A 16,011-nucleotide genomic window follows, 5' to 3' on the forward strand; every position below is an offset into this window, starting at 1 on the left:
ATTATTAACAATGTTATTATACTACAATAGTAATATGAAAACGATAAGGGGGCAGTTTGATGTCAAATACTGTTAAAAGAATTTTTGTTGAGAAACGTGCGGAATTTGCAGTGGAAGCCCAAGGTATGTATGCCGATCTCACCCATAATTTAGGTATACAAGGATTGAATGCTGTACGTATTATCAATCGTTATGATATAGGAGATATGACTGATCAAGAATATGCTGAAGCCAAGCACATTATCTTATCAGAACCGACTGTCGATGATGTATACGATGAAGTATTACCGGTGAATGGAGAAGATCGGGTATTTGCAGTCGAATATTTACCTGGCCAGTATGACCAAAGAGCAGACTGGGCAGCTCAATGTGTACAGTTATTGACACAAAAAGAACGGTTATCCATTCTGACAGCCAAAGTGATCATTTTACAAGGTTCTATTACAGATGAAGAACTTTTAAAGATAAAAGCATATACCATCAATCCTGTTGAAGCACGGGAAGCAAAACTAGACAAACCTGAGAGTCTTATCTTGAGTGTTGAAAATCCTCAGGATGTAGCTGTCATTAAAGGTTTTATTGATAAAGATTCTAAACAATTGGAAGAAATGCTCGAAGATATGGGACTGGCGATGGGGATTATGGATCTTGCTTTTTGCCAAAAATATTTTAGAGATACTGAACACCGGGACCCAACGATTACGGAAGTGCGGGTTCTGGATACTTACTGGTCTGATCATTGCCGTCATACGACATTTGCCACGATCCTTGAGGATATAGAAATTGAAGCAGGACATTTTACAAAACCCATTACTCAGGCTTATGAAAAATATGAACAGGCACGCGCCAGGGTGTATAAAGATAAGGTAAAAGATATTTGTCTGATGGATATTGCGATCATGGGCATGAAAGATTTAAGGCAGCAAGGGTTGCTCAGTGACCTTGATCAGTCTGAAGAAATTAATGCATGTAGCATTGTTGTACCTGTAGATGTGGATGGGGTTGTTGAAGAATGGTTGGTCATGTTTAAAAATGAAACCCATAATCATCCGACGGAAATTGAACCTTTTGGTGGTGCTGCGACTTGTTTAGGTGGCGCTATTCGTGATCCTTTATCAGGTCGTTCTTATGTATATCAGGCCATGCGTGTGACTGGAAGCGGAGATCCGCGAGCAAAAATTGAAGATACATTACCTGGTAAGCTGCCACAACGCAAAATAACCGTAGGAGCTGCTCATGGATATAGTTCTTATGGTAACCAAATTGGTCTTTCAACGGGACATGTAACGGAAGTCTATGATGAAGGTTTCCTTGCCAAACGGATGGAAATTGGCGCTGTCATTGCTGCAGCTCCGAAAGCAAATGTTGTGCGAGTACGTCCTGTAGCTGGCGATGTAGTGATTGTTCTTGGTGGTAAAACTGGTCGTGACGGCTGTGGGGGTGCGACAGGATCTTCGAAGGAGCATACTGAAGAATCATTGGCAACTTGCAGTGCTGAAGTACAAAAAGGGAATGCACCGACAGAACGAAAATTGCAAAGACTGTTTAGATGTCCAGAAGTCAGTGTTATGATTAAACGTTGTAATGACTTTGGTGCAGGTGGGGCGGCTGTGGCCATTGGTGAGCTGACAGACGGTTTGGTGATTAATCTTGATGCTCTGCCAAAAAAATATGAAGGTCTTGATGGTACGGAACTTGCCATTTCGGAATCCCAAGAACGTATGGCGGCTGTTGTTGCTCCTGAAAATGTACAAGACTTTATTGCTCATGCTGAAGCGGAAAATTTAGAAGCGACTGTTGTTGCTACAGTAACGGATGAAGGAAGACTCATCATGACTTGGCGAGGACAAGCCATTGTCAATCTGAGCCGTGAATTTTTGGATACAAATGGGATACAACAGACAACAAAAGTTACAGTCACAGCTCCTTGTGAAGAGAAAAACTACTTTAAAACAACAGTACCTGAAGTACTTGATCTAAAAGCAGCTTGGCTTGATAATTTACGTCAGTTAAATGTATGCAGTCAAAAAGGTTTAGTTGAAATGTTTGATAGCTCGATTGGCGCAAGTACCGTTTTAATGCCTTTTGGTGGTAAGTTTCAATCGACACCTGCAGAAGGAATGGCCGCCAAGATTCCTCTAGTGAAAGGGAACACCAACACAGCGACGCTGATGACTCATGGTTATGATTCTAAGCTATCGACATGGAGTCCTTTCCATGGTGCTGTATATGCCATTATAGAAGCTGTTGCTAAAGTTGTGGCCATGGGTGGTGATTATCATGGCATTAAGCTGACACTACAAGAGTATTTTGAAAGACTCGGTACGGATGCTGTAAAATGGGGTAAACCTTTCAGTGCCTTGCTTGGAGCCTTATATGCCCAACAACAGTTTGGTATTGCGGCCATTGGTGGTAAAGATAGTATGTCAGGGACTTTTAAAGAATTGAGCGTACCTCCGACTTTAGTGGCTTTTGCTGTTAATGTGATCAAAGCCAGAGCTGTCATCTCTCCAGAGTTTAAACAAGTAGGCAGCCAAGTTGTGCTAGTGCCTTTGATTCGGAATGAAGATGAATTACCTGATTTTGCAGTACTTGGTCAAAATTATGATAAAATTACTCAGTTAATTGCACAAGAGAAAGTCATCGCTGCTCATACTGTAAAAATAGGCGGTCTCGCAGCAGCCATTAGTAAAATGAGTTTTGGTAATGGCATAGGCATGGTTTTTGGACAGAACATTGAAGCAAAAGAATTATTTGCTCCTCATTATGGTTCCTTAGTGTTGGAAATCCCAGCTGGTGCAGAGATTAAAGAACTTGTTGGTGATATGGTATATACAGTACTTGGTCATACACAAGAAGAGGCGTCTTTAGAGGTTAATGGTTGTAAAATTGATCTTTCTCTTGCCCAGAGCGCTTGGGAGGAGCCCCTTGAGTCCGTTTTCCCAACTCAAGCAGGTGTGATTACAGAAGAGGCAAAACAAACTCCAGTCAGCCATCAGAGTTCCAAAAAAACGCATCATAGTTTTGCTAAACCTCGTGTATTTATCCCTGTATTTCCAGGGACAAACTGCGAATATGATTCAGCTCGTGCTTTTGAAATGGCAGGTGGTGCTGTGGATACCATGGTCATCCGCAACCTTACGCCAGCAGCTTTAGAACAATCCATTTCTGAAATGGTGACAAGAATCAATCAATCCCAGATTATTATGCTGCCGGGTGGCTTTAGCGCTGGAGATGAACCAGATGGTTCAGGTAAATTTATTGCGACGATTTTTAGAAATCCAAGAGTTAAAGAAGCCGTCAGTGCCTTTTTATCTCAGCAAGATGGCCTAATGCTTGGTATTTGCAATGGTTTTCAAGCATTAATTAAACTTGGATTGGTACCTTATGGTGAAATTGTAGATTTGTCGCCAGAATGTCCAACGCTGACATATAACAAAATAGGACGACATATTTCTTGTATGGTTGAAACTAAAGTGGTATCAAAACTTTCACCTTGGTTTAATAATGTACAGTTAGATGATGTATATGTCATTCCTGCTTCTCATGGCGAAGGACGTTTTGTTGCAAGTTCAGTCTTACTTGAAACCTTGCGAAAAAATGGTCAAATTGCCAGTCAATATGTTGATAAAAGTGGCTGTCCTACCTATGATATCCGCTATAATCCTAATGGCTCCATTGATGCTGTTGAAGGTATTACTAGCCCTGATGGTCGGATTTTAGGGAAAATGGGCCATTCAGAACGGATTGGGCAAGATGTCATTAAAAATGTACCTGGTCGTAAAGATCAACAATTATTTGCCGCTGGAATTGGATATTTTAAATAAAGAGAATATAAAATCAGGAAATCACTATTTATAGTATATAATAAGTGATTTCCTCTTTTTTTCTAAGTAAAACAGTATAAGTTAAAAAAAAATAAAAACAGAATGATGTACAATCCATGAATGAATAGAGTATAATGAGTCTGGAAATATGTTAGTAAAGTAAATAGGAGTGTTCTACATGGAAAAAATAAAAAATAGGGAGACATTCTCTTCGGGTTTAGCAGTATTTTTTGCAACCTTGGGATCGGCAGTTGGATTGGGGAATATTTGGAAATTTCCGTATTTGACAGGTCAAAATGGTGGCGGGGCTTTTTTATTGGTCTATTTTTTATGTATTTTATTTGTTGGTTTACCAATTATGCTGAGTGAGTTTTATATTGGTCGCAAAACGCGAAAAAATGCAGTGGGTGCATTGGAACAGTTAAAACCCAAAACGGCATGGAAGAGTATTGGTATTATGGGTGTTGCCGCCGCTTACATCATTATGTTTTTCTACAGCTGTGTTGCTGGCTGGGTATACTATTATCTCTTTAAAGCAGTAAAAGGTGATTTTGTAGGCGTGACCATGGAAGCGGCGAAAGCTCAATTTGGTGCAGTCATTATGGGACCTGTATCACCAATTATTTGGCAAGTTGTTGTACTTGTAGTTGTATCGACAATTTTGGCGATGGGTGTAAAACAAGGAATTGAAAAGATCACAAAAACATTGATGCCCTTATTATTTGTACTCATTATTATTTGTGATATTAGAGCGTTAACATTACCAGGTGCGGCAGAAGGAATGAACTTCTTGTTCCATGTTGACTTTGGTCAATTATCGGCAACGGCAGTGCTTGCTGCATTAGGATTGGCTTTCTTTAAACTTTCCCTTGGTATGGGGACGATGATGACTTATGGCAGCTACTTTACAGAAGATAATAATATGTTTAGTACAGCTGTAAAAGTGGCTTTATCGGATACTTTAGTATCGATGCTCGCGGGGATTGCGATTTTTCCAACGGTCTTTTCTTTTGGTATGGAGCCAGGTGCTGGTCCTGGACTCCTATTTATGACTATCCCCTTAGTTTTTTCTCAAATTCCTTTTGGCAGTGTCTTGTTGGTGGCTTTTTTCTTCCTGACGGCTATTGCAGCAACAACAGCGATGTTGTCCTTGGTAGAAGTACCTGTTGCTTATTTATCTGAGGAACGAGGTATATCGAGGAAAAATGCAACAGTGCTAAGTGCAGTGCTGATTGCTATTGTTGGGGTATTGGCTACGTTATCAGTTGATAAAGCGAGCTTACTCGGACATATCACTTTTTTTGGTATGGGATTTTTCGACTTATTTGATTATATTTCATCGAATATTTTATTGCCAATTGGCGGTTTATTGATTGCCTTGATGATGGGGTATTCCATTAAACATGAAGAAGTTGTTGCTGAATTATCTAATCATGGTAAATTGAAAATGGCTAAATTAGTGAATGTGTACTTTATTCTCATTCGTTATGTAACTCCCTTACTATTGATTGTGGTATTTTTAAATTCCATAGGAATACTCAAGTTTTAGATTAATATTTCGAGTAAGAGCCTCCGTTATAAATACGGAGGTTCTTATTATGTCTAAAAGTAGGATCCTTACGTATTCGTTTGACTGAATATGCAGGAAAAAAGATGTACCTGTCGAAAATGTCAAAGAACAGAAGATAAGAATGAGAACCGTAAAAAGTCAGTCGGTGATCAGGGGGAAAGTATGTCAGAATGTATCATTGCACGTCAACCTATTTTTGATATTAATTTAAAAATATATGGTTATGAACTTTTGTTTAGGAGAATTTCTATGGATAATTCTTCTGCCTTTGATCCAGATGAAGCCACATCTAGCGTATTAGTCAATGGTATGTTCTTGATCGGCTTGCAAGAATTGACAAGGGGAAAACCAGCCTTTGTCAACTTTTCACGTAAAATGTTAATTAATGATGTGATGACTTTTCTTCCCAATAAGGACATTGCCATTGAAGTATTAGAAACGGTGGAACCAGACGAAACATGTCTGCTCGCATGTAAAAGACTGAAAGAAGCTGGTTATAAAATTGTTTTAGATGATTTTGTTTATCATACTAAATTTGATCCCTTTATTGCGATAGCCGATATTATAAAAGTAGATTTTCTGTTAAGTTCGCCCACTGAGTGTCGAGCTCTACCTAAACGCTTTCAAGAGAGAAAAGATCTTATTTTTCTTGCAGAGAAAGTGGAAAGTTATGATCAATATGCTCAAGCAATGAAATGGGGATATTCTCTGTTTCAAGGCTACTTTTTCTGTAAGCCAGTGGTATTAAATACTCGAGATATTCAAGGAAATCGGTTAGTTTATTTTCAACTGCTGAAAGAACTAAATGATCCCTTGGTTGGTTTTGATCAGCTTGAACGGATTATCCAGAGAGATGTATCTCTTTCTTATAAAATTTTGAAATATGTTAATTCGGCAGCTATGGGGATTCGCACTAAAATTAATTCAGTGCGACAAGCCTTAACGATGCTTGGAAAACAGAATATGGAAAAATTTGTAACTTTGGTACTGTTAAAAGGACTCAGTGCTGATAAACCAAACGAATTACTGATTACAGCAATTATTCGTGGCCGTTTCGCAGAATTAATTGCTGCCCGGCTACGTCTTAGAGGCCAGACAAGTACTGCATTTTTAATTGGGATGCTCTCTTTGGCAGATGCCTTACTTGATCGCACAATGGAGAAGTTTTTAAGTGAACTGCCCTTGAGTGATGATATTGTAGCTGCCCTCCTCCGCAAACCTAGTGTTTTAACATCCATTCTTGAAATGGTGATTGCTTATGAACAAGGCAATTGGGAAGTGTATGAGACTTATTGCCGAAAGTTAAATATAACGAGTGGAGAAGTAAATAACATGTATATGGACGCTGTGATATGGGAATTAAATATTGAGCATTAAGGAAGTTTTTAGATAAAAGAACGATTCTAGTTAAATAGAGTCGTTCTTTCTATTTTGCATACTTGTGATCATTAGGTATAATGGTAAGAGTAAGATTTTGTTTGTGAGAGGATTAACTATGAATATATTATCAGCGGAAAACTTATCCAAGAGCTATGGAATGAAGACCCTATTCAGCCAGATTTCTTTTGGCATTGATGAAAATGATAAAATTGGTTTAATTGGTGTAAATGGTACTGGAAAATCAACTTTTCTTAAAATCATTTCTGGTATCGAGGAAGCTGATGAGGGAAAGGTGATGGTTGGAAATGCTGTCGAGGTTCAGTATTTAGCCCAAAATCCTGATTTTGATCCCCAAGATACTGTATTAGAGCAAGTGTTTAAAGGTTATTCGCCATTGATGAAGGTCTTGAGAGCCTATGAACAGGGATTGCTTGCTGCTATGCGTTGTCCTAATGATGATGGATTGCAAAAACAACTCATTGTTTTGAGTCAACAAATGGATGCGTTAAACGGATGGCAACTTGAAAGTGAAGCCAAGAGCATTTTGACGAAACTTGGAATTACGGATTTTTCAGCACAAGTGGGGCATTTATCCGGCGGTCAGCGCAAACGGATTGCTTTGGCAGGAGCCTTGATACATCCTGCTGATTTACTCATACTCGATGAGCCAACGAATCATATTGATAATGATACAGTGGCTTGGTTAGAAGGGTATCTGCACAAACGTCGAGGGGCGTTATTGCTCATTACCCATGATCGATATTTTTTAGATCGAGTGGTCAATCGGATTATAGAACTCGATAAGGGGCATTTATATAGTTATACGGGTAACTATAGTAATTTTTTGGAACTCAAAATGCAGCGTGAAGCTGATCAAGAAGCCAGTGAAAATAAACGGCAGAATCTGCTCCGAAATGAATTAGCATGGATGCGCAGAGGGGCTAAGGCTCGGACGACGAAACAAAAAGCACGAATTGATCGTTTTGAACAACTTAGTGCTGAAAAAGTTGATTTAAGTCAAGATAAAGTAGAAATTATGGCAGGAGCTAGTCGTTTGGGTCGTAAAATTGTCGAACTAGATCATGTAAGTAAGGTTTTTGGTGAACGGACTGTAATTGAAGATTTCAGCTACATTGTCCTTCGTGATGATCGTATGGGGATTGTAGGGCCAAATGGTAGTGGCAAGTCGACCCTGCTCAATCTAATCACACAGAAAATCCTACCTGATCATGGTTTTGTGGAAATTGGCCAAACTGTAAAAATAGGTTATTTCTCACAAGAAAATGGGGATATGGACGAAAAGTTACGAGTGATTGAATATATTAGAGAGGAAGCTAATTTTTTACCGACTGCCGATGGTGGTACGATTACTGCCTCCCAAATGTTGGAGCGGTTTTTATTTCCCCCAGATTTGCAATGGACACCCATTAGTAAATTATCGGGGGGAGAAAAACGACGCTTATATTTACTGAGAGTCTTGATGGCAGCACCTAATGTATTATTACTTGATGAACCGACAAATGATTTAGATATTCAAACATTGACGATTCTAGAAGATTATTTAGATGATTTTCCAGGGGCTGTTATTGTGGTCTCTCATGATCGGTATTTTTTGGATCGTGTGGTTGAGAAAGTATTTGCCTTTGAAAGTGATGGTTCGATTAAACAATACGTGGGCGGTTATTCTGACTATTCCCAGGCTGTTGCTCTACAGGCCGCCGATGATGGCGGGGCAGGAAAAATAGTCGAAAGTAAGGAATTTCCAAGTGAAAAACCAAAAGAGCGTATTCGTAAGTTTACTTTCAAAGAACAGAAAGAATATGCAGAAATTGATGCTGTGATTGCCAGTGTAGAAGATGAAATTAAGGTGCTTGGTAATCGTATGAATACATCGGGCAGTGATTTTACTTTGCTTCAGGAGCTAACGGGCATGCAACAGGAACTTGAAAAAAAATTAGAGGAACTACTCGAACGATGGACGTATTTAAATGAATTGGCTGAAGAAATCGGACAATCGTAAGGGGTAGACGACAAAAAAAGAGAGTTTTAATCTCTCTTTTTATTCTCAGCATTGTAGATTTTTTAATGACCGCAGTTATATTTGCAGAGGACGGCTTTAATGGCAGTGTATTCGATTTCTTCCGGTAAGGCATCTTTGAGTATTTTTAATTTACTAGCACCAAGTTCGTTGATTGTGCGTAGAATAAGTTGTTCATATTGGGATGGGATGAGGGCGTCCCAGTTTACAGTATGTCCTTCTGTGTTACAGCGTACTAGATGATCTTGTATAGTAAGGAGTTTTAATTTTCGTTCTTGACTAATTTGCTCTAAGGAATGACCAGCGTGATACATTTCTAAGGTAATCATATGACTGGGAGGCTCTTGTACTTTCTCAGCAAGTTGTTTTGTTTCAAGATAAGGGCTCGATGATTTAATGGCATTTTTCTGTGCATAATTTTGTAAGAGTGTCAAAAATTCCTGACCGTATTTAGTAAGTTTAACTTCGCCAACTCCTTTAATGGATAAGAGTCCGTTACGATCAGTTGGGCAATACTCGCTCATTTCTTTTAGAGTACTGTCCGCAAAGACGAGATAAGGTGGTACTTTTTCTCGATCAGCAATTTCTTTACGTAAGGCACGTAATGTTTCAAATAAAGAGTTATCAGCAGTGATTTTTTGTGGACGGCGCGGTACTTTTTGCCAGACTTTAGCTTGTCCTTTTAATACGGTAGCGGCTTTGCCTGTGAGTTTGACAACTGGATATTCGCTATCGGTTAAGGCCAGATAATCTGTAGCGATTAATCGGTTAATCGAATCGCGGATTTCTTGGAGAGTATAGGTTTTTAGTAAGGCATAGGTTGATAAACTATCAAATCCTAGTTGCAGTACTTTTTTATCTTTAGAACCTTTTAGCACGCTGGCGACGAGGGTGGTACCGTAACGTTCTTTCATACGCATAATGCAGGAGAAAATTTTCTGGGCATCAAGAGTAATATCAGTAAGCTCGTTGTCGTCATTACAATTACTGCAATTATCACATTCGGTCTCTGCTTTCTTTTCGCCAAAATAATTTAAAATAAATTTGCGTAAACATTCTGGTGTGTGGCAATAATCAACCATGGTTTGTAACTTATTGAGTTCATGAGATTTTCGTTCTAACTCAACGGTAGTTTGTTCAATCAGGTAACGTTGAAGTAAAGGGTCTTGAGCGCCAAATAATAAAATGCACTCACTTTTTTCTCCATCTCGGCCCGCCCGACCAGCTTCTTGATAATAGGCTTCCATACTTTTGGGCATGTTATAATGAATGACATAACGAACATTGGATTTATCAATCCCCATACCAAAAGCGTTGGTGGCAACCATGATGCCAATATCGTCATAGATAAAACGTTCTTGATAGTGCTGACGCTCATTGTCCGTAAGACCAGCATGATATTTTCCTACAGAGTAGCCTTTTTTTTGTAATAATAGATAAAGATTATCGACTTCTTTACGAGTCGCAGCGTAAATAATCCCGGATTGATCTTTATTCTCGTTAATATATTTAAGTGTGAAGTCTTGTTTGTTCTCACCACGGACAACTGTGAAGGATAAATTTTTACGATCAAAGCCAGTCATATAGATATCAGGTTTATCGAGTGATAAGAGGGCAATAATATCTTTTGTTACGCTTGTTGTAGCTGTTGCCGTAAATGCGCCGATAATTGGTCGGCTGGTGAGGGAGCGAATAAAGGCACCAATTCCACGATAGCTAGGCCGAAAGTCATGACCCCACTGCGAGACACAGTGGGCTTCATCAATGGCCAATAAGGATATGGTTAGAGATTTGATTGCTGATTGAAATGCTTCTGACTCTAAACGTTCTGGAGCAATATAGATAATTTTATAGTGGCCACAGCGCGCTTTATAGATGCGCTCATTGACTTGAGAGAGAGTCAATGAACTGTTGATGAATGTGGCGGGGATTCCCAGACCTCCAAGGGCATCAACTTGATCCTTCATTAAAGAAATAAGAGGTGACACAACGAGGGTGATACCAGGAAGCAGCAGGGCGGGTATTTGAAAGCATAGGGATTTACCAGCCCCAGTTGGCATAATAGCCAAAGTGTCTTTATATTGGAGCAAGCTCGTGATAATCTGGTCTTGCCCTGGTCTGAAAGTGGAATATCCATAATGTTGTTTGAGTATTTTTAAGGCAGCATTTAGCATATGTTTCTCTCCTGGAATTTATTTTTACAGTAAGGGAGTGTAGAAGTATATAGTTCTTAGTTCGTCTTGCAGTGGGGGGATTCCTGTTAATTGATTGAGAGCTTTTTGTCGATTGGCACTATATTTTTCCCTATAATCATGTATAATGGAGAATAAAGTTGTGTTTAAGGGGGTTTTACCATTAAGTTCCAATATCTTACGTTAGAAGATAAACCATTATTTGATCAGTTTTTTCGTGCACGACGGTATGAAAACGCTCATTATAATTTTACGAATTTATTTATGTGGCGCACCGTTTATCATATACAGTGGGCACTAGAAGGTGACTTTTTGTGTGTTAAAGCCTATTGGGAAGGAGAACACTTTTTTTTACCTCCCTTTGGTCCTGAACAGGGTTTAGCTGACGTCATTCAAAAAATGCTAGATCATGCTGAGGAACAAAATTTTCCTTTTATGTTACAAGGAATGGAAAAATATATGATGGAATGGCTTGAGAAAATAAAGCCAAATTATTTTGAGTACAGTGCAGAACGAGATAATTATGATTATGTATATTTATCTAAAGAACTGATTGAGCTAAAAGGACGAAAATTTCATAATAAGAAAAATCATGTCAATAGTTTTAGAAAAACGTATGAAAACTATCAATATGTACCTATGACTGTTGAAATGACTAAGCAGTGTATTGAATTTATGACAGAATGGTGTAATGAACGTGGCTGTGTGAAGGGCGATAGCATTGATTGTGAACGAAATGCAATTGTTGAAGCAATGAATAACTTTACTGTTCTAGGATTCCAGGGTGGTGCTATCTTTATTGATGGTAAGATGATCGGCTTTACCTTTGGTGAACTCAGCAATGATGATACAGCAGTCATTCATGTAGAGAAAGGCCGTTTAGAATATAAAGGTGTTTATGGAGTTATCAATCAAGAATTTTGCGCCCATAATTGGCAGCATATTGAATATATAAATCGGGAAGAGGATATGGGGATTGAGGGTTTGCGAAAAGCTAAAGAGTCATATCATCCTGTGAAAATGATAGAAAAATACAGTGCAACAATTAAATAAGAGTAAAAGAGACTTGGCCTGCGCCAAGTCTCTTTTGGCTATCATAGAGAATATAATATGTTAGCAATGAGCCGTCTAAGGGGTGCTTATATATTCCTGTATCCTAAGTAAGGTATTGCTTTTAAGAATGTCTAATGAAATTTGTATAGAAAAGAGATATTTGTAGGATATTAAAAGCAGGAATTGTAGGATTTATGGTGAAGTCATATAGTGAAATTGATAGGGGGTTATATGATATGAAACAAGTAAAGTTGGCATATGGTAAGGATCATGTAAGCATTCAGGTTCCTGATAAGGCTGTAGTGATTGAACCTAGGCATTTGCCTGGTCTGTCAGATGAAAAAAGTGCAGTGCTTGAAGCACTACGCAAACCCATTGGTACTCCTCCCTTAAAAGAAATGGTAAAAAGCACAGATACTGTTGCGATTGTAATTGCAGATATTACAAGACCAACCCCTAGCGAAAAACTGGTTCCTTGGTTGATTGAGGAATTATCACATGTTCCAAAAGAAAATTTTGTCGTCATCAATGGCTTAGGCAGTCATCGACCTAATACGAAAGAAGAGCTAATTCAAATGCTCGGTCAAGAGGTTGTTGATACGATCCGAGTGATCAATCATGAGGCTTTTGATGACAACGAACTGGTACATGTTGGTTGTAATAGCTATGGATCGAATGTTTATTTAAATAAAACGTATGTTGAAGCTGATTTTAGAATTGTGACTGGGTTTATTGAACCTCACTTTTTTGCAGGTTTTTCTGGAGGTCCTAAAGGAATTAATCCAGGTATTGTGGGTATTAAAACCATTCAGGATTTTCATAATGCAGAGATGATTGGCAATCCTCAAAGTACTTGGGGTGTGATTGATGGCAATAGTGTGCAAGATGCTGCCACTCAGAATTGTTTGATGGCTAAGCCGGAGTTTATGCTCAATGTAACATTGAATGGGGAAAAAGAAATTACAAATGTATTTGCTGGTGACGTAATTGAGGCTCATCGCGTTGGTTGTGCTTTTGTCAAAGAACATGCCATGTTTGCTGTTGAGAAACCTTTTGATATTGTAATTACTACGAATTCAGGCTATCCTTTAGATCAGAATCTTTATCAAACTGTCAAAGGCATGAGTGCTGGAGCGCAAGTTGTCAAAGAAGGCGGCAGTATTATTAGTGTCTCAGAATGTGTAGATGGGCTTCCTAGTCATGGGAATTTTGGTCCTATCTTAAAAATGCGCAGTACACCTCAAGAACTGCTTGATATGATTAATGATCCAGCCTTCTCCATGTTTGATCAATGGGAAGCTCAAAAGTTGGCCATGATTCAGTTGCAGGCAGATTGTTATTTGTACTCATTGCTTGATGAGCAGACAGTCGCAGATTGTATGATCAATCATGTGGAAAATATAGAACAAACTCTTAAACAACTAATGGATAAATATGGACCTGATGTTACTATTGGTATTTTACCCCTAGGTCCACTCGTTATTCCTTATGTTGCACAATAAAAAAGATTTGATTCAGATGAGGCTTGTACTTCATCTAAATCTGATTGATTTTCCTATCTAGGAATTAAGTCGCTCTTAACTTTCATTTTATAAGATGAAAGCTAAGAGCGACTGTTTTTGTTGAATAAAGAATGATATAAAAAATCTAGACACTCAATTTTAGTATAAGACAATCTATGTATAGAAGAATATAGATTATTACATACTAAAACTGAGGTGGAGTAAATGGGAACTAAATTTAATATTCTAATTCCTATGATTCTTGTGATACTCATTGTGGTAGGGGCCTATTCATTATTGGGACCTCCTGCTCCAAAACCCACACCCGATGTACCTATGCCAGTTCCTAATGAAGAAGTTCCAGTTCCAGTTCCAGTTCCAGAACCGATTCAGCCCATACCTGGGGTGGCGCCCTTGGATGTGAGTCAATATAAAAGTGAGCCCGTGATTAGGGTGTGGATATCAGAGAAAAGTTATATCGAAAGTATTGCATTGGAACGATATTTAGAAGGCGTGATTGCGAAAGAAATGGATCCTAAGTGGCCTGTTGAAGCTTTAGCTGCTCAGGCTATTGCTTCTAGGACGCTGACTATTCATGCCATTGAAGCTGGTACGATTCGAAATTTACATCATGCGGATGTGAGCACATCAAAAGAAGAATTACAGGCTTATGCACCTGAGCTGGTGAATGATAATGTACGAGAGGCTGTACGGCGCACAAGAGGACAGGTATTACTTTATGGTGGCGGCTTAATAAATGCCATCTATAGTTCCTGTAATGGGCAGATTGCTGCCACAAAAGAAGAAAGCTTTCCGAAAGAAATTGTTACACCAACTCCTTATTTTCAGCCCGTGGTCGATAACTGTTTTCAATATGCACCAGCCAATTTACAATCATGGACAGTTAAAATACCAGGATCAGAAGTAGCTGCTGCTGTGGGCTATACAAATAATCCTGCTGATATTACCATCTTAGAAAAAGGTCCATCGGGTCGGATTCTTTATATTGGTGCTGGCAATAAAAAAATCTATGGTGCTGATTTTAGAAAAAAAATTGGTTATGAGCGTTTGAAATCCACCTTAATTACCGAAATGAGTTATGATGGGAAAAATTTTACTTTTTCAGGACGAGGTTGGGGGAATGGGGTAGGATTATGTCAATGGGGTGCCTATACTTTTGCCCAACAGGGAATAAAAGCTGAAGAAATTCTCAAACATTATTATGTTGATGCAGAAATAAAAAAATTATGGGAATAAAAGAATCAACAATGTGCATATACTAGTAGTGGAGAGGCAGTCTTATGACACCTCATCCAAATAGGCACCCCAGTTTCTTTTTAAGAAGAAATTGGGGTGCTACGGCTTTTTAAAGACGATGATCTATTTTTTCTATGCTGTGATAGCAGGAATTTATTGAAAAAGATTGAATTACTCACAGTGCTTATTATTACATTTTGATGATTGAGACAGGTCTTAACAGGCGTAAGGTCTAAGAGTAGGGGGGAGGGCAAATATGGCTGATTGTACAATATCCCAGGATATGGCTAGTACATTAACAACATTTATTTATCAAAACACTGGTTATCATGTTATTGTCTGTAATCGTGAAGCTATGATTGTTGGAGATTCAGATGGAGGAAAACGTCTTAATACAAAACATGAAGGTTCGCAAAAAATTCTTAGCGGACATTTGAATGAATATGTTGTTACAGGAGATGATGTTGCCAAAAATAATAGTCTCAAAGAAGGACAGAATTATCCCATCGAAGTTGATGGCGAGCGGGTGGGCACCTTTGCTATCGCAGGTAAACTTGATTATGTTCGTCCGATTGCTAAAGTAGTAGTGGCTTTATTGAGTACTCGATTGAAACAGGCAAAACAAATTGAGATCGTACAAACTGTAGCCCAGGCTGTCTCTGATCAGGTTGGTCAGGCCGCAATCGCTGTTGAAGGCATCTCCGCTTCTTCTCAAGAATTGGCTGCGAATACAGAAAGTGTAGTGAATGTCTCTCATGATTCCGTGAGAAGAGTGAAAGATACTGGAAAAATTCTAGATATGAGTCGTAGTATTGCAACGCAAACCAAACTTCTGAGCCTTAATGCATCCATTGAAGCTGCTCGCGCTGGAACCTATGGACGAGGTTTTGCAGTCGTAGCTCAGGAAATGCAAAAATTGGCGCAAAATAGTGCAGATGCCACTGAAAGTATTAATGTTATCTTACAAGAGATTCAGCAATCGATTCAAAAAGTGATTGATGGTATTAATCAGTCGGCTGTCATTTCTAACAAACAAGCGAAAGCGATGCAGGATATTATTCAAGTTGTTGAAGGTGTTCAGGCTTCATCAGCGAATTTAGTTGCTGCATTTAAAAATAAAGGGTAATAAACCTTGACATACTATTTGTAATAGACCTATAATGAATTTTGTAGAAAATATCTAATCCTAAAT

At 38.7% G+C, this 16,011-nt stretch carries 9 protein-coding genes; 8 read left to right on the forward strand and 1 reads right to left on the reverse strand.

Features of this window, described 5'->3' with window-relative positions; translation table 11 throughout:
• The first annotated feature begins 59 nt into the window (after positions 1 to 59).
• The 4 genes from ACAN52_RS12900 (at position 60) to ACAN52_RS12915 (ending at position 8,797) form a co-directional block, all read left to right on the forward strand.
• Entirely contained in the window at positions 60 to 3,827 is a 3,768-nt protein-coding gene (locus ACAN52_RS12900) for a phosphoribosylformylglycinamidine synthase (RefSeq protein ID WP_378955288.1), read from the forward strand.
• 178 nt (positions 3,828 to 4,005) lie between these two features.
• Complete coding sequence (locus ACAN52_RS12905) at positions 4,006 to 5,376, forward strand: sodium-dependent transporter (RefSeq protein ID WP_378955289.1); 1,371 nt, start codon at positions 4,006 to 4,008, stop codon at positions 5,374 to 5,376.
• Between the two features lie 183 nt (positions 5,377 to 5,559).
• Positions 5,560 to 6,774 carry an EAL and HDOD domain-containing protein gene (locus ACAN52_RS12910; RefSeq protein ID WP_378955290.1) on the forward strand — a complete coding sequence of 405 codons (1,215 nt, stop codon included), beginning with the start codon at positions 5,560 to 5,562 and terminating at the stop codon, positions 6,772 to 6,774.
• A 118-nt stretch (positions 6,775 to 6,892) separates the two neighbouring features.
• Positions 6,893 to 8,797 carry an ABC-F family ATP-binding cassette domain-containing protein gene (locus ACAN52_RS12915; protein ID WP_378955291.1) on the forward strand — a complete coding sequence of 635 codons (1,905 nt, stop codon included), beginning with the start codon at positions 6,893 to 6,895 and terminating at the stop codon, positions 8,795 to 8,797.
• Positions 8,798 to 8,859: 62 nt separating this feature from the next.
• Here the strand turns inward: ACAN52_RS12915 and recQ are convergent, their stop codons facing one another.
• Positions 8,860 to 10,989: a DNA helicase RecQ gene (gene recQ, locus ACAN52_RS12920; protein ID WP_378955292.1), complete on the reverse strand. Its 2,130-nt coding sequence runs from the start codon at positions 10,987 to 10,989 to the stop codon at positions 8,860 to 8,862.
• Positions 10,990 to 11,169: 180 nt separating this feature from the next.
• Here recQ and ACAN52_RS12925 point away from each other — a divergent pair, with 180 nt between their 5' ends.
• The 4 genes from ACAN52_RS12925 (at position 11,170) to ACAN52_RS12940 (ending at position 15,945) form a co-directional block, all read left to right on the forward strand.
• Positions 11,170 to 12,060 (forward strand): DUF2156 domain-containing protein, encoded by an 891-nt coding sequence (locus tag ACAN52_RS12925; protein WP_378955366.1) that lies wholly within the window; start codon positions 11,170 to 11,172, stop codon positions 12,058 to 12,060.
• 236 nt (positions 12,061 to 12,296) lie between these two features.
• Positions 12,297 to 13,562, forward strand: coding sequence for a nickel-dependent lactate racemase (larA, locus tag ACAN52_RS12930; RefSeq protein ID WP_378955293.1), 1,266 nt, complete (start codon positions 12,297 to 12,299; stop codon positions 13,560 to 13,562).
• A gap of 225 nt (positions 13,563 to 13,787) precedes the next feature.
• Complete coding sequence (locus ACAN52_RS12935) at positions 13,788 to 14,819, forward strand: SpoIID/LytB domain-containing protein (protein WP_378955294.1); 1,032 nt, start codon at positions 13,788 to 13,790, stop codon at positions 14,817 to 14,819.
• A 256-nt stretch (positions 14,820 to 15,075) separates the two neighbouring features.
• Complete coding sequence (locus tag ACAN52_RS12940; protein WP_378955295.1) at positions 15,076 to 15,945, forward strand: methyl-accepting chemotaxis protein; 870 nt, start codon at positions 15,076 to 15,078, stop codon at positions 15,943 to 15,945.
• Positions 15,946 to 16,011 lie beyond the last annotated feature (66 nt).

Source organism: Pelosinus sp. sgz500959 (assembly GCF_042610375.1).
Lineage (GTDB): Bacteria > Bacillota > Negativicutes > DSM-13327 > DSM-13327 > CTSoil-075.